Raw genomic sequence first — 15,381 nt, 5'->3', positions numbered from 1 at the left:
TAGAGGGGAAACCGCTGGAGGTCTTTCCGAAAACCGGGACCACTTTCCGCTGACGCGGACCTTCGGGTTGTGATCATGGTCCGGGAAGCATCAGGTACCGCGCGGCTTCGCGCGGCTGGTGGCGGCGGCGAGAAGCGGGTTCTCCGGCCAGACATGCCTGGGATAGCGGCCACGCATCTCTGCCCGCACATCGGCCCAGGAGCCGCGCCAGAAGCCGGGCAGGTCGCGCGTCGTCTGGATCGGCCGGTGCGCCGGCGACAGCAATTCGAGGGTCAGCGGCACAGTGCCGTTGGCGATCGCCGGATGCCGGTCGAGGCCGAACAGCTCCTGCACGCGCGCCGCCAGCACCGGCCATTCGCCGTCATAGCGGATCGGCAGCCGGCTGCCCGACGGCGCGTCGAAATGGGTCGGCGCCAATGTGTCGATCTTGCGCTGCAATTCGTGCGGCACCAGCGTCATCAGGCCTTGCGAAAGCACGCTAGGATCAATCGCCGTAAAGGCTGTGGCGCCGGAAAGGAATGGCAGCAGCCAGTCGTCGAGGCGCTCGACGAGCGCGGCATCGGAGACATCGGGCCATGGCGCGCCGAGGCCGCGATGCAGCCAGCCGAGCCGCTGCCGCAACGTCTCCGCCTCCCTGGTCCACGGCACCAGGGACAGGCCGTGTTCGCGCAAGGCGTCGAGGATGGCGCGATCCGCGTCGGCACCGGTCGGCTTCGGCAGCATGCGTTCGGACAACGTGACGGCCCCGAGGCGAACCGTTTCGCGCACCCGCACCGCGCGCCTGTCGCGGTCGAAGCTGACCTCCCGGCGCGTCTCGATCCTTTCCGCCAGCGCGGCACGGATATCGGTCTCATCGATGGCTGCCGCCGCGGTGATGCGGGCGTTCTGCGCCTTGCCCTGCAGGTCGGCGACGACGAGCCAGGTCTCGCCGGCCAGCGGATCGGAGGCGTCGAGCATGGCGCCCGAGCCGTTGGCAAGCACGAAGCGGCCACGCTCGCCGCGCGCTTTGGCGACCCGATCCGGCCAGGCATGGATGAGGAGCGAGCCGGCAGTGCTGCCCTCCTCCTTGAGGGGAGGGTTGATCCGCGTAGCGGATCGGGGCGGGGTCGGTTCGGGCACGCCATCGGCGACCCCGCCCCGTCTCCCTCGTCTCGCTGCGCTCGGCTCGTTCGCCGACCCTCCCCTCGAGGGGGAGGACGAAGCCTGCTTTGCCAACCTCTCGGCCAGTTGCCGGGCAGCGGTGGCACGCTGCGATCTTTCGGCGTGAAAGCGCATCAGCCGCCGTTCGAGATCGGCACCCTCGCCGCCAAGGCCACGCTCGGTCAATAGCACGGCGAGCATCGCCGCTTCGAGCGCCTGGCCGGTCCTTGCCGCCTCGGCGACCATGTGGGCGAGCCGCACCGGTAGCGCCAGCCTGCGCATCGCCGCACCGCCATCCGTCAGGCGTCCTGCCGCATCGACCGCATCGAGCGCACGCAGCAGCGCCCTCGCCTCGGTGAGCGCCGCAGCCGGCGGGGGATCGAGGAAGGACAGGCTGGTCGGATCGGCGACGCCGAACGCGGCGCAATCGAGCAACAGGCCGGAAAGATCGGCCTCGAGGATTTCCGGCGGCGTGAAGGCCGGCAGGGCCGCCGTCTGCTCGGCCCGCCACAACCGGATGGCGACGCCGGGCTGCGTGCGCCCGGCACGGCCGGCGCGCTGGTCGGCGGAAGCGCGCGAAGCACGCACCGTCTCCAGCCGCGTCAGGCCGCTCGCCGGCTCATAGCGCGGCAGCCGCGACAGGCCGGAATCGATGACGACGCGCACGCCATCGATGGTGATGGAGGTTTCGGCGATCGACGTCGCGAGCACCACCTTGCGGCGGCCGGGCGGCGCAGGCTTGATCGCCGCGTCCTGCGTCTTGTTGTCGAGCATGCCGTAGAGCGGCACGATATCGGTGTCGGCGCCGACCTTGCCGGCCAGCCGCTCCGCGGTGCGCTCGATCTCGCGCTGGCCGGGCAGGAAAGCGAGCACGCTGCCCTCCTCCCCGGCAAGCGCCGAGCGGATCGCCCTGGCCATCGCGTCCTCGATGGCGATGCCGGCCGGCCGCTCGTCATAGCGGATGTCGACCGGGAAGGCGCGGCCTGCGCTCTCGATCACCGGCGCGCCGGACAGCAATCTTGCGACACGCGCGCCATCGAGCGTCGCCGACATCACCAGCAATCTGAGGTCGGGCCTCAGCGCACTTTGCACGTCGAGCGCCAGCGCCAGCCCGAAATCGCCGTCGAGCGAGCGTTCGTGGAACTCGTCGAACAACACCGCCGCGACACCGGGCAGTTCGGGATCGTCGAGGATCATGCGTGACAGCACGCCTTCGGTGACAACGAGAATCCTGGTCTTCGCGGAAGTGCGGTTTTCCATGCGCATGGCATAGCCGACGGTTTCGCCGGGCTCTTGGCCAAGCAATTCGGCCATGCGGCGGGCGGCAGCGCGGGCGGCGAGGCGGCGAGGCTCGAGCAGAATGATTTTTCCGGCGCCGAGCCATTCAGCGTCGAGCAGCGCCAGTGGAACCAAAGTCGTCTTGCCGGCGCCGGGCGGCGCCACCAGCACGGCGCTGTTACCATGGCTCAGCGCTTCATCGAGCGCCGGCAAGACAGCGGAGACCGGCAGGTCCGGCAAAAGTTTTGTGGTCATTGTGCTAATGCTGTGCAGCCAGTTGGCGCCGATCGCATATCAGCGGTGACGGTCGCGGCGCAACCTCGGCGCCGATTCAAAGCCTGGTCCGCGAAAACGGGTTCCAGCGCACCGTGCCGAGCCGCACCTCCTCGCGCACCATCGTCAGCAGGCCGGAACCGCCGACCACGGCGAGCCCGACCAGCGACAGAAAATCCGGATATTCTCTGAAGAACAACGCACCTAGAAGCACCGCCCAGACGATCTGCGAATAATGCGTCGGCGCGATACGGTTGGCCGGTGCGTATTTGACCGCCAGCAGATGCAGCAGCTGGCCGCCGGCGGCGAAGGCGCCGGCCAGCACCAGCCAGGCCCATTGCCTGCCATCCGGCAGCGAGAACGAGGTGGCCGCCGCACCGACGCCGTTGAAGAACAGGCCGTAGCCGATCAGCACGCCGAGCATCGTCGTGCGCTTTTCCTGAGCGGCGAGCGAACGCATCAGGATGACACTGGTGGCGGCCAGGAAAGCGACGATGAACGCCGCCAGATGGCCAAGATGCAGCTCGCGAAAACCAGGCCTGACAACCAGCATAACCCCGGCAAAGCCAGCGACCACCGCCAGCCACCGCCAGGGGCCGACCTTCTCCTTGAGGACCAGCGTGGCCAGGATGGTGACGAATAGCGGCGCCAGGAAGATCAGCGCATAGACTTCCGCCAGCGGGATGGTGGTGAAGGCATAGACGCTGAGCACGCCCGACGCGATGCCGGCCCAGGCGCGGGCCTGTACCGCCCAGGGCCGGGTCGTGCGCCAGAAATCGCGCCAGCGCTCGCCTGGCGGCCTGGCGAAAAGCAGGAAACAGCCGGCAAACAATGTCGAGAAGAAGCCGATCTCGAAGACATTGAACTGCCCGCCCAGGCTTTTGACAACGGCGTCGCTGCACGAATAGCTTGCATAGGCGATGAGAGCGAGCAGAATTCCGTTGGGCACGTTTTTCCGTTTCCGGGAGAGATGAGAGTGAAGATACTGGCGCTTGGCGCGCATCCGGACGACATCGAGATCTTCATGTTCGGTACGATGGCGGCCTATGCCGCGCAAGGCGCAGAACTCTTTTTTGCCATAGCCACGGATGGCACCAGGGGCGGCTACGGCGATCCGGCCGCGCTTGCCCGCACGCGCCGCAAGGAGGCGACCGCGGCGGCCGGTCTGCTTGGCGTGACGCCGCGCTTCCTCGACTTTCCCGATGGCGCGCTGGTGGCGGACGCCGCCCTGATCGCTGCCCTGAAAGCAGTGATCGGCGAGATAGGGCCGGATCTGGCGATCACGCATGCGCCGAACGACTATCATGGCGACCACCGCGCGCTATCGGATGGCATGCGCATCGCCGCATCATTCTCGGTGCCGGTGCTGCATGCCGACACGTTCGGCGGCACCGGGTTTTCGCCTACGCACTACGTCGATACCTCCGGGCATTTCGATCTCAAGGCGGAGGCGATCCGGGCGCACCAGTCGCAGGATCCCGAGCGTTTCGTCGACGCGGCGCGCACGCAGAACGCCTTCCGCGCCGGCCAGTGCAACGGCCTAGCCGGATCATTCGCCGAGGCCTTCCGCTTCGAGCCGGTCTTCCCCTTCGCCGATATCCGCGCGCTGCTGCCGCCGGCCCCAGTGATCCGACCGGTGACGGTCAGCAACAAGACGGTGACCTAGGCAGGCCGCCGCAACTTCTCACGTTGGTTCCTATCCAGCATGCTGCGGTGCAGCAACGAATTCGCTTGCGTTGTTTAGTAAAAATTGCATCACTAAACAAATTACTAAACATCCGGGCGTTGCCGCCACTGTGTTTAGGCCCCGGAGGAGAGGGGTTTAGCGGGCTCTTGAAACCGTCATCCGGACGCGTTTCGCAAATGGGAGGAAGGCATGAAATCGACCTTTAAATTGGCGTTGGGTCTGGCCTCGGCACTCGTTGCGTCGACAGCCGTTTCGAACGTCGCGCAGGCAGAAGATCTGACGCTTTGCTGGGCAGCCTGGGACCCGGCCAACGCGCTTGTGGAATTATCCAAGGACTTCACCAAGGAAACCGGCATCGGCATGAAATTCGAATTCGTGCCGTGGACCAACTATGCCGACCGCTTTCTCAATGAGCTGAATTCGCACGGCAAGCTGTGCGACTTGATCATAGGCGACAGCCAGTGGATTGGCGGCGCCGCCGAGAACGGCCATTACGTCAAGCTGAACGACTTCTTCGACAAGGAGAAGATCAGCATGGACGATTTCGTGCCGGCGACCGTCGTCGGCTATTCGGAATGGCCGAAGAACTCGCCAAATTACTGGGCGCTGCCGGCGATGGGCGACGTCGTCGGCTGGACCTACCGCAAGGACTGGTTCTCCAAGCCGGAGCTGCAGAAGGAATTCAAGGAAAAGTATGGCTGGGATCTCGGCCCGCCGACGACCTTCGACCAGCTGAAGCAGATCGCCGAATTCTTCCAGAAGCGCGAGATCGACGGCAAGACCGTCTATGGCGCGTCGATCTATACCGAGCGCGGCTCGGAAGGCATCACCATGGGCGCCATGGACGTACTCTACAGCTTCGGCTTCCAGTACGAAAACCCGAAAAAGCCCTACGAGATGGAAGGCTTCGTCAACTCCGATAAATCGGTGAAGGGCCTGGAGTTCTACAAGGCGCTCTATGACTGCTGCACGCCTCCCGGCGCCTCGAACAGCTACATGGGCGAAGGTGTCGATGCCTTCAAATCCGGCCAGGTGGCGATGCACATGAACTTCGCCTTCACCTGGCCAGGCCTGCAGAAGGACGAGAATGTCGGCGGCGACAAGATAGGTTATTTCGTCAATCCCAAAGGTCCGGACGGCGACCAGTTCGCCCAGCTCGGCGGCCAGGGCATCTCGGTGGTCTCCTATTCCGACAAGCAGGAAGCCGCGCTCAAATACATCAAATGGTTTGCCAACAAGGACGTGCAGTCCAAATGGTGGTCGCTCGGCGGCTATTCCTGCCTCAACGCGGTCGTCAAGGATCCGGGCTTCCCGGCCAGCCAGCCCTACGCGCAGACCTTCCTCGACTCGATGGCCATCGTGAAGGACTTCTGGGCCGAGCCGAGCTATGCCCCGCTGCTGCAGGCATCACAAAAGCGCTTCCACGACTATGTCGTTGCCGGGCAAGGCTCGGCCAAGGATGCGCTCGACGGCCTCGTCAAGGACTGGACCGAGGTCTTCCAGGACGATGGCAAGATGTAACCGGGGCAAGATGTAACCGGCTCCTCCCGAGCCCATGACCGAACCGTCCCGTGCCGCCCTTGGCACGGGACACAGTTCAGATAAATTCCATTGTCGAGACGATCCAAGTGACCGAAGCAGGACTGACCATGCTCAATCGGACTGCGGACAGCGTTGCCCGGGCTACGCCCGAGCCGTTGGCCCGCAAGGTCCGGGGCATCAGCGACAAGGGCCTCGCCTGGCTGTTCATCTCGCCGACGATCCTGTTGCTTTTAGCCATCAACATCTTCCCGCTGTTCTGGGCGATCTATCTGTCCTTCACCAATTTTCGCGCCAATCGTCCCAATGAGGTGGTGAAGAACCTTGGGCTCGCGAACTACAAGCGCATCCTCGCCGACCAGGACATCTGGATCGCCATGCAGACGACAGCGCATTTCGTGTTCTGGACCATCCTGCTGCAGACGCTGATCGGCTTTACGCTGGCCTGGCTGATCGACCGCAAGTTCCGCGGGCACGCCTTCTGGACGACCATCATCCTGGTGCCGATGATGCTGTCGCCGGCGGTGGTCGGCAATTTCTGGCGCTTTCTCTACGAGCCGCAGATCGGGCTGTTCGCCTACGCTGTCTCATTCGTCACCGGCATTCCGGCAACGCAGATCAGCATGCTCTCCAACGTGTCGCTGGCGCCATGGTCGATCATCATCGTCGACACCTGGATGTGGACGCCTTACGTGATGCTGATCTGCCTCGCCGGCCTGCGCTCGATCCCCGAATACATCTACGAAGCGGCCGAGGTCGACCGCGCCTCCAACTGGCGGCAGTTCTGGTCGATCACGCTGCCGATGGCGCTGCCCTTCATCATGCTGGCGGTGCTGTTCCGCGGCATCGAGAACTTCAAGATGTTCGACATGGTCAATTTGCTCACCGGCGGCGGGCCAGGATCGACCACCGAAGTGGCCTCGATCACGCTGAAGCGGCAGGCCTTCGAAAGCTGGCGGACGGGCTATTCCTCGGCCTTCGCCATCATCCTGTTCGTCGCAGTGTTCGGCCTGGCCAACATCTACGTGAAGGCACTGAACAAGGTGAAGCAGAGATGAGCCTGACGTCAGCCCATTCCGTTGTCGCACCCTCGGCCACGTCGAAGCGCGTCGCCGGCACAATCATCGTTGCCTACGCGCTGATCTCGATCGTGCCGCTGCTGTGGATCTTCGCCACCAGCTTCAAGACGCCGCCGGATTCGATCGCCTATCCGCCGAAGATCCTGTTCCAGCCGAGCCTCGAGGGCTACTGCAACTTGTTCTCGACCCGGACTCGGCAAACCCCGGAATACATCAACTCCCTGGGACCGGCGACCGGGGTCTGCGACGAGACGGTGCGCAAGCGCAACATGGTGATTGCCGGCCCGTCGAACTTCATGCCGCGTTTCGTCAATTCGCTGATCATCGCCTTCGGCTCGACCTTTTGCGCGGTGTTCCTCGGCACGCTGTCGGCCTATGGTTTTTCGCGGTTCAAAGTGCCGCTCGCCGACGACCTGCTGTTCTTCATCCTGTCGACGCGGATGATGCCGCCGATCGCGGTCGCGATTCCCATCTACCTGATGTATCGGGAGCTCGGCCTGTCGGACACCGCGCTCGGAATGATCCTGCTCTACACGGCGGTCAACGTGTCGCTGGCAGTCTGGCTGCTGAAAGGCTTCATCGACGAGATCCCGCGCGAATATGAAGAGGCGGCGATGATCGACGGCTATACCAGGCTGCAGGCGTTCTGGCGCACCGTGCTGCCGCAGGCGACCACCGGTATTGCCGCAACCGCCATCTTCTGCCTGATCTTTGCCTGGAACGAATACGCCTTCGCTGCGCTGCTGACCTCGGGCACGGCGCAGACCGCGCCGCCCTTCATCCCGACCATCATCGGCGAAGGCGGCCAGGACTGGCCGGCGGTCGCGGCCGGCACGACGATCTTCCTGGTGCCGATCCTGGTCTTCACCATCCTGCTTCGCAAGCAATTGCTGCGCGGAGTCACCTTCGGGGCGGTGCGCAAATGAGCCTGACCGTAAAACGCAAATCGCGCTGGCCCGTCTGGGCCAGGCGCGGGCTGATGGAAAACGTCGCCACGGCGATCATCGCCATCGGCTTCCTGATGCTGTTCCAGCCCTTCGCGCTGGCGCTCTACACCTATTCGTTCGTCACCATGCTGGCCGGCACGGCGATGTTCATCATCGTCTCGAAATTTCCGGAGTAGACGATGGCTGAGATCAGGGTCGAACATCTGAGAAAGGCATTCGGCGATTTCGTCGCCGTGCAAGATTCCAACTTCGTCGTCGAGGACGGCGAATTCTTCGTCATGCTGGGGCCGTCGGGCTGCGGCAAGACGACGACGCTTCGTATGATCGCCGGGCTCGAACTGCCGACCGGTGGCAAGATCCTGCTTGGCGGCGAGGACGTCACCATGCGGCGTGCCCGCGAGCGCGACATCGCTTTTGTGTTCCAGCTGTTCGCGCTCTATCCGCACATGAATGTGAGAAAGAACATCGGTTTCCCGCTGCTGGCGCAAGGCATGCCAGGCGCTGAAATTCGGGCCAGGGTGGAAGAGACGGCGAAGCTGTTGCGGATCGACCATCTGCTCAACAAATCGGTCTCCGGGCTAGCCGGCGGCGATCGCCAGCGCGTGGCGCTCGGCCGCGCCATCGTGCGGCGGCCAAAATGTTTCCTGATGGACGAGCCGCTCGGCACGCTCGACACCGAATTCCGCGACCTGATGGTCCATGAGCTGCGCGAATTGCACAACCGCATCCACGCCACGACCGTCTATGTCACGCATGACCAGATGGAAGCGATGTCGATGGCCGACAAGATCGCGGTGATGAACCACGGCGTCATCGAACAGTTCGGCACGCCGCGCGAGATCTATGATCGGCCGGCGACGATGTTCGTCGCCGACTTCATCGGCTCGCCGCCGATGAATTTCCTCGGCTTCGGCGGCGGCCTTTCAAAGGGCGCCAGGGAAGTTGTTGTGCAGGGCGCGAGGGTGGCCGTGCCGGAGGTGCGCGAGGATGTCGCGCCGGCCGAGATGGCGCTTGGCATCCGACCGGAGCACATCCGCTTCGACGACGCTTCGAAGCTGCGCGGAGCTATTTACGGCACGGAATATCTCGGCACCACGCAGATCGTGGTGGTGGAGACGGCAGACGGCATCATCAAGGCCAGGGTGCCGGCCGAAATCCGGCTCAATCCGGGCGATCATGTGGGCTTGGCGCTGAACAGCGCGCGGCTGTCGCTGTTCGCAAAAGGATCCGGCCGTGCGGTGCGCACCGAAATCCATGACTCGGCCTCCCAGGGGAGAGCGCATCATGGCTGACGTTCACATCAAGGGCGTGACAAAGGCTTTTGGCGAGCATGTCGCCGTCGACAATCTCGATTTGCATATCGCCGACGGGGAATTCGTCGTGCTGCTCGGGCCGACCGGCGCCGGCAAGACGACAACGCTCAGGCTGATCGCCGGGCTGGAGCGTCCGGAAGCGGGCTCGATCCATATTGCCGGCCACGACACGACGACGCTGTCGCCGGCCGAGCGCGACACCGCTTTCGTGTTCCAGCAATATTCGCTCTATCCGCATCTGTCGGTTTACGACAACCTCGCCTTTCCGCTGCGCTCGCCGGCAAGGAAAATGCCGGAGGACCAGATCCGCCGCCGCGTCGAGGACGTGGCCAAGATGGTGCGCATCCACCACAAGCTGAATAATCGCTCGACCAAACTCTCGGGCGGCGAGATGCAGCGCGTCGCTATCGGCCGCGCTTTGGTGCGCAAGCCGTCGATCCACCTGATGGACGAGCCGCTGTCGTCGCTCGACGCCAAGCTGCGCGCCGATCTCAGGCTCGAGCTGAAGCGCATCCAGGCCGAACTCGGCGCCACCATGCTCTACGTCACCCATGACCAGATCGAAGCGATGACCATGGCCGACCGCATCGGCATCCTCGCCGACGGCGTGCTGGTGCAGATCGGTTCGCCGCGCACGATCTATTCTGAGCCGGCAAACCTTCACGTCGCGGCCAGGCTCGGCCAACCGGCAATCAATTTGTTGCCGGTCGGACTGCTGCCGGATGGCGGAGCGCCGGCGGGCACCAGGACAATCGGTGCGCGTACCGAACATCTTTCGATCGCGAAGGCGGCGAACGGGCATGCCGACGGCGTCGTCGATTGGGTCGAGCATCTCGGCGACCAGAACCATCTCCATGTGACGGTGGGGACCAGGAAGCTGGTGACGCTGACCGACCCCGACACCGACCTGGCGCAGGGCGACAGGATCATGATCCGCTATCGCTCGCCGCTGTATTTCGGCGCCGATGGGCGACGGCTGATGTGAGCGCTGCGCGAGTGTTTTCCCGGCACCTTTCAACCGGCAATTTCGGGCACCGGACTGGACCAATTCGATGAAGCATTTTTTCAATCACAGGGATACGATCGTAACTGAGGCCCTGGACGGCTTTCTCGGCACGACCGGCACCAGCGATCTCGCCCGCCTCGACGGCTATCCCGAAATCAAGGTCGTCCTCCGTGCAGACTGGGATAAGAGCAAGGTCAGCATCATCTCCGGCGGCGGGGCCGGGCACGAACCCGCGCATGCCGGCTTCGTCGGCATGGGCATGCTCACGGCGGCAGTATCAGGCGAGATCTTTGCTTCGCCGAGCGTGGAAGCAGTATTGGCGGCCATCCGCGCGGTGACCGGTCCCGCCGGGTGCCTGCTTATCGTCAAGAACTATACCGGCGATCGCCTCAACTTCGGCTTGGCCGCCGAGAAGGCGCGCGCCGAAGGCTTCCGCGTCGAGATGGTGATCGTCGCCGACGACATCGCCCTGCCTGATATTGCCCAGCCGCGTGGCGTTGCCGGCACCTTGTTCGTGCACAAGATCGCCGGCCACATGTCGGAAGCCGGCAACGATCTGGCGACGGTTGCCGCTGCGGCGCGGGCCGCGGCGGCGGATATCGTTTCCCTCGGCATATCGCTGTCATCCTGCTCGATCCCCGGTCAGAGCCATGACGAAAGATTTGGCGCCGACGACGCTGAACTCGGCCTCGGCATCCATGGCGAACCGGGCGTTGAGCGGCTTGCGGTGCAAAGTGCCGAAAGGCTGGTTGCGATCATGTCGGAGCGCCTTGCCGCGCGGCTCGATCCCGCCAGCGACTACGCCTTGCTGATCAACAATCTCGGTTCGGTGCCACCGCTGGAAATGTTGCTTGTCGCCAATGCGGTGTTGGCATCACCGCTGGCACGAAAGGTGACGCTGACGATCGGACCCGGGCAGCTTATGACCGCGCTCAACATGAACGGCTTTTCCTTGTCGCTGATCCGGCTCGACGCGCCGCGCGAATTGGCGTTGCGGGCGCCGGTAGGCCCTCACGCCTGGCTGCCGGCAAGAGCCGTTCGCCAAGCCAGCGTCGTGCCGATGGCGAAAGCCGCCGGCCGGGGCAACGCTTCGAAAGCCAGCCCGGACGCACGCACCGAGCGGCTGGTGGTCGCCATCTGCGACCGGCTGATCTCGCTTGAAGGCGCGTTGAACGGACTGGATGCCAAGGCGGGAGACGGCGACACCGGATCGACTGTGGCGGCCGGTGCGCGGAGCGTGCTTAGCCGCCTTGCGGCGCTGCCGCTCGCCGACCCTGCCGCAACGCTGGCCGCCGTGGGCGACATCCTGAGTGCCAGCATGGGCGGCTCCAGCGGCGTGCTGCTGTCGATCTTCTTCACCGCCGCCGCGCAGGCGCTGGAGTCTGGCGAAACGCTTCCCAAGGCGCTTCTCGCCGGCCTCGATCGGATGTCCTTCTATGGTGGAGCGAGGATGGGCGATCGCACGATGATCGATGCCTTGGAACCCGCCTTGAAGGCGCTGGATAGCGGCAGTCTGGAGGACGCGGCGGTCGCGGCGCGACGCGGCGCCGAGGCCACCGCTGCCATGCGCAAGGCCAAGGCCGGGCGGTCCGCCTATATTGGCAGCCAGCTCGACGGCGTGGTCGACCCCGGCGCCTTTGCCGTCGCCGAGGTCTTCACTGCACTCGCTGCGTTGCTCGAACCCGCTTGACTGGGGAAAAGAATGCTTCAATTGCCGGATATGCAATTTTCTCGTACTGCCGGTAGCGCAGGGGCCAGGAGCATGGGTGATATGGCGGCAGCGGATATTTCCAGGCTGATCGAGGCGGCGGCAAACACCATCGCCGCCCATGCCGAAGAGCTGACTAGGCTCGACCAGGCCATCGGCGACGGCGACCATGGGCTCAACATGAAACGCGGCTTCGAGGCCGTGCGGGCCGAGGCCGGCGTGTTTGCGGCAAAGCCGTTGCCCGAGGCGCTGAAGGCGATCGGCACCAAACTGGTGATGACCGTCGGCGGAGCCTCCGGTCCCTTGTTCGGCACGCTGTTCATGGTGCTCGGCAAGGAGATTCCCGCCGCGCCGGATCGCGTCGATCTGGCGGCGGCCTTCGGCAAGGCGATTGAAGCAGTGGCCGCCAGAGGCAAGTCGCAGGCCGGGCAAAAAACCATGCTCGACGTGCTGCAGCCGGTACATGAAGCCCTCGTGCAGGGAAAGGCGGCAGCGGACATCGCCGAGATCGCCGACAACGCCGCCGACGCGACTGTGCCGATGAAGGCGCTGCGTGGGCGCGCCTCCTTCCTTGGCGACCGTTCGATCGGTCATATGGATGCCGGCGCACGCTCGACCGCGCTTCTGGTGCGGGCCGTAGCCGAAGCAATCGAGAGGCGCGCATGAGCAATGTCGGCATCGTCATCGTCTCGCATTCGCCGCTGGTCGCCGAAGGCACCGCCGACATGGTGCGGCAGATGGTCGGCAACGAAGTGCCGCTTGCATGGTGCGGCGGAAACGGCCATGGCGGGCTGGGAACCAATGTCGAGGCGATCATGGGCGCCATCGACAAGGCCTGGTCGGAGGCGGGTGTCGCGATCCTCGTTGATCTCGGAGGTGCTGAGACCAATAGCGAGATGGCGATCGAGATGATCGGCGAACCACGCGCCCAGAAGATCGTCGTCTGCAATGCGCCGATCGTCGAAGGCGCGGTGATGGCGGCGACCGAGGCGTCCGGCGGCGCCTCGCTTAGGGAAGTGGTGGCGACGGCGCACGAATTGTCGCCGTCGTGAACGAACGGGAATTTTGACAAATATGTCCGCAGCAGCCGAAGCCAGCGTCCTGATCACCCATGAGGTGGGGCTGCATGCGCGTCCTTCGGTGAAGTTCACCAAGCTTGCCAAGACGTTTTCGGCCGACGTCGAGATTGCGCTCGCCGCCAACGGGCCATGGTTCGACGCCAAGAGCATCGTCAAGGTGATGGCTGCGAAAGCGCCGAAAGGCACTGTCCTGCACATCAGAGCCAAAGGGGACGGCGCCGGCGAGGCGGTCGGAGCACTGGTCGAGCTGGTGCGCCGCGATTTCGACGAAGGCAAGGACCATGCCCGAACCGCTTAGGCTGCAGGGCATTTCGGCATCGGCCGGCTATGCCGAGGGGCCGCTGTTCGGTCTGGACCAGGCTGCTGTGCGTTATGTCCGCAAGGCGACTGCCGCGGACGAGAAGGCGGCGCTTGAGGCCGCCATCTCCATTGCCGCCGGCCGGCTCGCGACATTGATCGAAAGCAGCGACAGCGAGGCGGCCGGGATCCTCGAATTCCAGCTCGCCATGCTGGAGGACGACGCGCTGACCGGCCCGGCCTTTGCGCGAATTGTCGAGGGCATGGCTGCTGATGTGGCTTGGCGAAAAGCGCTCGACGCCGAGATCGCCGGCTATGAAACATCCGAGCAGGACTATTTCCGGGCGCGCGCCGCCGACATGCGCGATATACGCGACCAGGTGCTGCGCGCGCTGACCGGGGGCGGCGACATTGCCGCGCCGGCGGGTGCGATCTTCTACGGCGAGGATATCGCACCGACGCGCTTCCTCGAAACCGACTGGAGTGCAGGCGGCGGCATAGCACTTACGGCCGGAAGTGCCGCAAGTCATGTCGCAATGCTGGCACGCTCACGCGGCGTGCCCATGGTGGTGGGGCTTGGGCTCATGGAGCGTGGGCTAGCCAGGCCAGGTGCTTCGCCGGCTCACCTTACCGGAATCGCACTGCTCGATGCCGAACATGGTGGCATCGTGTTGGCGCCTTCGAAAGCGGAGATCGCCATATTCCGGCGATCGTCGTCGTCTTTCGCGGCGCATCGCGGCAAAGCAGCAGCCTATCTGACAAGGCCGGCGGCAACGAAGACCGGCATAGCGGTGCGCGTGCAGGTGAATATCGCCGATCCGTCCGATGTCGACAGCATCGATGCTGCGGCGTGCGACGGTGTCGGGCTGATGCGGACCGAATTCCTGTTCGGCAAGACGCTGCCGGACGAGGAGACGCAATATCGCGCCTACCGCAAAGTGCTGGAATGGGCAGGCGACAGGCCGGTGACGATCCGTACCGTCGATGCGGGCGGCGATAAACCTGTGCCGGGCCTGACCGTCGAGGAAGGTAATCCATTCCTTGGTCTGCGCGGCATCAGGCTGTCGCTGGTGCGTCCGGAGGTCTTTCGTGTGCAGATCCGCGCCTTGCTACGTGCCGCCATGCACGGCAATCTGAAGGTGATGTTCCCGATGATCGCCGTTCCGGAAGAGTATGAACACGCCACCGCGCTGTTCGCTGAGGAGCAGGCTGACCTTTTGGCGCGCGGCATCGCGCACAAAATGCCGCCGCTTGGCATCATGGTCGAGGTGCCGTCGGTGGCCATCGCACCGGAGGCATTCGCCAAGGCCGCCTTCTTCTCGATCGGTTCGAATGATTTGACCCAATACGTGATGGCCGCCGCGCGCGACAATGCGTCGGTCGCGCATCTGAATTCCGTCAGGCACCCGGCCGTGCTCCGGCTGATCGCCTCCGTTGCGGCCTTCAGCCGCGAGCATAATATCCCGGTCAGCCTGTGTGGCGATGCCGGCGGCGACCCCGCCTCGATCCCGGCGCTGCTCGAAACCGGCCTGCGTGACCTCTCGGTCGCTCCCGCCCAACTCGCGATGGCCAAGGCGGCCATCGCGGACGTTTCGATCTAGGCCCCGGCATGGCAGACAAGGCGTCGCAATCCGGCCCCGAAGAGGCGATCCGCGCCTACAAGACGATCCTGTCACAGGTGATTGACCAGCGCCCGTCCGGCATGCGCCAGCGTCTCGCCGACGCGCTTGGCAAGCACCGCAGCTTCGTCACGCAGATTTCAAGCCCGGCCTACTCGACGCCGATCCCGTCGAAGCATTTGCCGGCTATCTTCTCCGTCTGCCATTTCAGCCCGGTCGAACGCGATCATTTCCTTGAGGCCTACCATCGGGCGCATCCAGGAAAGATGTCGCTGGCCGCAGGCATGCGCAAGACACGTCATGTCTCGCTGATCGTTCCCGATTTCGGCGACGACAAGCAGAACGCGGCGCTCGACCGGGCGGTCAACGATTTCATCCAGAAGATCACCAGCATCGCCGGCAAGGGCAGCTGACGC

At 64.5% G+C, this 15,381-nt stretch carries 15 protein-coding genes; 13 read left to right on the top strand and 2 right to left on the bottom strand.

Translation table 11 applies throughout. The features are described 5' to 3' along the window. Positions 1-90: 90 nt before the first annotated feature. Together hrpB and NKJ72_RS25080 are read right to left on the bottom strand one after the other, a co-directional pair. Positions 91-2,673, bottom strand: coding sequence for an ATP-dependent helicase HrpB (gene hrpB, locus NKJ72_RS25085; protein ID WP_352479854.1), 2,583 nt, complete (start codon positions 2,671-2,673; stop codon positions 91-93). 76 nt (positions 2,674-2,749) lie between these two features. Continuing rightward, positions 2,750-3,640, bottom strand: coding sequence for a DMT family transporter (locus NKJ72_RS25080; protein WP_352479853.1), 891 nt, complete (start codon positions 3,638-3,640; stop codon positions 2,750-2,752). Positions 3,641-3,667: 27 nt separating this feature from the next. Between NKJ72_RS25080 and NKJ72_RS25075 the strand changes: the two genes are divergently transcribed. The 13 genes from NKJ72_RS25075 to NKJ72_RS25015 all read left to right on the top strand — a co-directional run bounded on the left by NKJ72_RS25075 (position 3,668) and on the right by NKJ72_RS25015 (position 15,378). After that, the gene (locus tag NKJ72_RS25075) at positions 3,668-4,357 is read left to right on the top strand and encodes a PIG-L deacetylase family protein (RefSeq protein ID WP_352479852.1); all 690 of its coding nucleotides are present in this window, start codon (positions 3,668-3,670) and stop codon (positions 4,355-4,357) included. A gap of 210 nt (positions 4,358-4,567) precedes the next feature. Further along, the gene (locus NKJ72_RS25070; RefSeq protein WP_352479851.1) at positions 4,568-5,899 is read left to right on the top strand and encodes an ABC transporter substrate-binding protein; all 1,332 of its coding nucleotides are present in this window, start codon (positions 4,568-4,570) and stop codon (positions 5,897-5,899) included. Between the two features lie 128 nt (positions 5,900-6,027). Beyond that, positions 6,028-6,975, top strand: a complete 948-nt coding sequence (locus NKJ72_RS25065) for a carbohydrate ABC transporter permease (RefSeq protein ID WP_302893612.1) — start codon at positions 6,028-6,030, stop codon at positions 6,973-6,975. Next, positions 6,972-7,922 (top strand): carbohydrate ABC transporter permease, encoded by a 951-nt coding sequence (locus NKJ72_RS25060; protein ID WP_352479850.1) that lies wholly within the window; start codon positions 6,972-6,974, stop codon positions 7,920-7,922. Before NKJ72_RS25065 ends, NKJ72_RS25060 begins: the two co-directional genes overlap by 4 nt. Next, positions 7,919-8,119, top strand: coding sequence for a hypothetical protein (locus NKJ72_RS25055; RefSeq protein ID WP_352479849.1), 201 nt, complete (start codon positions 7,919-7,921; stop codon positions 8,117-8,119). Before NKJ72_RS25060 ends, NKJ72_RS25055 begins: the two co-directional genes overlap by 4 nt. 3 nt (positions 8,120-8,122) lie before the next feature. Next, entirely contained in the window at positions 8,123-9,235 is a 1,113-nt protein-coding gene (locus tag NKJ72_RS25050) for an ABC transporter ATP-binding protein (RefSeq protein WP_352479848.1), read from the top strand. Beyond that, positions 9,228-10,241 (top strand): ABC transporter ATP-binding protein, encoded by a 1,014-nt coding sequence (locus NKJ72_RS25045; RefSeq protein ID WP_352479847.1) that lies wholly within the window; start codon positions 9,228-9,230, stop codon positions 10,239-10,241. The genes NKJ72_RS25050 and NKJ72_RS25045 overlap by 8 nt, the downstream gene beginning before the upstream one ends. A gap of 67 nt (positions 10,242-10,308) precedes the next feature. Next, positions 10,309-11,952, top strand: a complete 1,644-nt coding sequence (locus tag NKJ72_RS25040) for a dihydroxyacetone kinase subunit DhaK (protein ID WP_352479846.1) — start codon at positions 10,309-10,311, stop codon at positions 11,950-11,952. Between the two features lie 81 nt (positions 11,953-12,033). Then, positions 12,034-12,636 (top strand): dihydroxyacetone kinase subunit DhaL, encoded by a 603-nt coding sequence (gene dhaL / locus NKJ72_RS25035; protein ID WP_352479845.1) that lies wholly within the window; start codon positions 12,034-12,036, stop codon positions 12,634-12,636. Next, entirely contained in the window at positions 12,633-13,022 is a 390-nt protein-coding gene (dhaM, locus tag NKJ72_RS25030; RefSeq protein ID WP_352479844.1) for a dihydroxyacetone kinase phosphoryl donor subunit DhaM, read from the top strand. The genes dhaL and dhaM overlap by 4 nt, the downstream gene beginning before the upstream one ends. 22 nt (positions 13,023-13,044) lie before the next feature. Next, entirely contained in the window at positions 13,045-13,347 is a 303-nt protein-coding gene (locus NKJ72_RS25025; protein ID WP_023676329.1) for an HPr family phosphocarrier protein, read from the top strand. Then, a complete protein-coding gene (ptsP, locus tag NKJ72_RS25020; RefSeq protein WP_352479843.1) occupies positions 13,331-14,947 on the top strand; it encodes a phosphoenolpyruvate--protein phosphotransferase in 1,617 nt (538 codons plus the stop codon). The genes NKJ72_RS25025 and ptsP overlap by 17 nt, the downstream gene beginning before the upstream one ends. Before the next feature lie 8 nt (positions 14,948-14,955). Further along, on the top strand, positions 14,956-15,378 hold the full coding sequence (locus NKJ72_RS25015) for a hypothetical protein (RefSeq protein ID WP_352479842.1): 423 nt from the start codon (positions 14,956-14,958) through the stop codon (positions 15,376-15,378). The last annotated feature ends 3 nt before the right edge of the window (positions 15,379-15,381 follow it).

The organism is Mesorhizobium sp. M0045 (assembly GCF_040323385.1).
In the GTDB taxonomy this organism is placed as follows: Bacteria; Pseudomonadota; Alphaproteobacteria; order Rhizobiales; family Rhizobiaceae; genus Mesorhizobium.
Note: the sequence above shows the minus strand (reverse complement) of the source record. Positions and strands in the feature narration are given on the sequence as shown.

What these genes read in the sequence shown, in the direction of transcription:
- hrpB (WP_352479854.1), bottom strand. Translation starts at nt 2,673, where the DNA reads ATGACCACAAAACTTTTGCCGGACCTGCCGGTCTCCGCTGTCTTGCCG.
- NKJ72_RS25070 (WP_352479851.1), top strand. Translation starts at nt 4,568, where the DNA reads ATGAAATCGACCTTTAAATTGGCGTTGGGTCTGGCCTCGGCACTCGTT.
- NKJ72_RS25065 (WP_302893612.1), top strand. Translation starts at nt 6,028, where the DNA reads ATGCTCAATCGGACTGCGGACAGCGTTGCCCGGGCTACGCCCGAGCCG.
- NKJ72_RS25060 (WP_352479850.1), top strand. Translation starts at nt 6,972, where the DNA reads ATGAGCCTGACGTCAGCCCATTCCGTTGTCGCACCCTCGGCCACGTCG.
- NKJ72_RS25055 (WP_352479849.1), top strand. Translation starts at nt 7,919, where the DNA reads ATGAGCCTGACCGTAAAACGCAAATCGCGCTGGCCCGTCTGGGCCAGG.
- NKJ72_RS25050 (WP_352479848.1), top strand. Translation starts at nt 8,123, where the DNA reads ATGGCTGAGATCAGGGTCGAACATCTGAGAAAGGCATTCGGCGATTTC.
- NKJ72_RS25045 (WP_352479847.1), top strand. Translation starts at nt 9,228, where the DNA reads ATGGCTGACGTTCACATCAAGGGCGTGACAAAGGCTTTTGGCGAGCAT.
- NKJ72_RS25040 (WP_352479846.1), top strand. Translation starts at nt 10,309, where the DNA reads ATGAAGCATTTTTTCAATCACAGGGATACGATCGTAACTGAGGCCCTG.
- dhaL (WP_352479845.1), top strand. Translation starts at nt 12,034, where the DNA reads ATGGCGGCAGCGGATATTTCCAGGCTGATCGAGGCGGCGGCAAACACC.
- dhaM (WP_352479844.1), top strand. Translation starts at nt 12,633, where the DNA reads ATGAGCAATGTCGGCATCGTCATCGTCTCGCATTCGCCGCTGGTCGCC.
- NKJ72_RS25025 (WP_023676329.1), top strand. Translation starts at nt 13,045, where the DNA reads ATGTCCGCAGCAGCCGAAGCCAGCGTCCTGATCACCCATGAGGTGGGG.
- ptsP (WP_352479843.1), top strand. Translation starts at nt 13,331, where the DNA reads ATGCCCGAACCGCTTAGGCTGCAGGGCATTTCGGCATCGGCCGGCTAT.
- NKJ72_RS25015 (WP_352479842.1), top strand. Translation starts at nt 14,956, where the DNA reads ATGGCAGACAAGGCGTCGCAATCCGGCCCCGAAGAGGCGATCCGCGCC.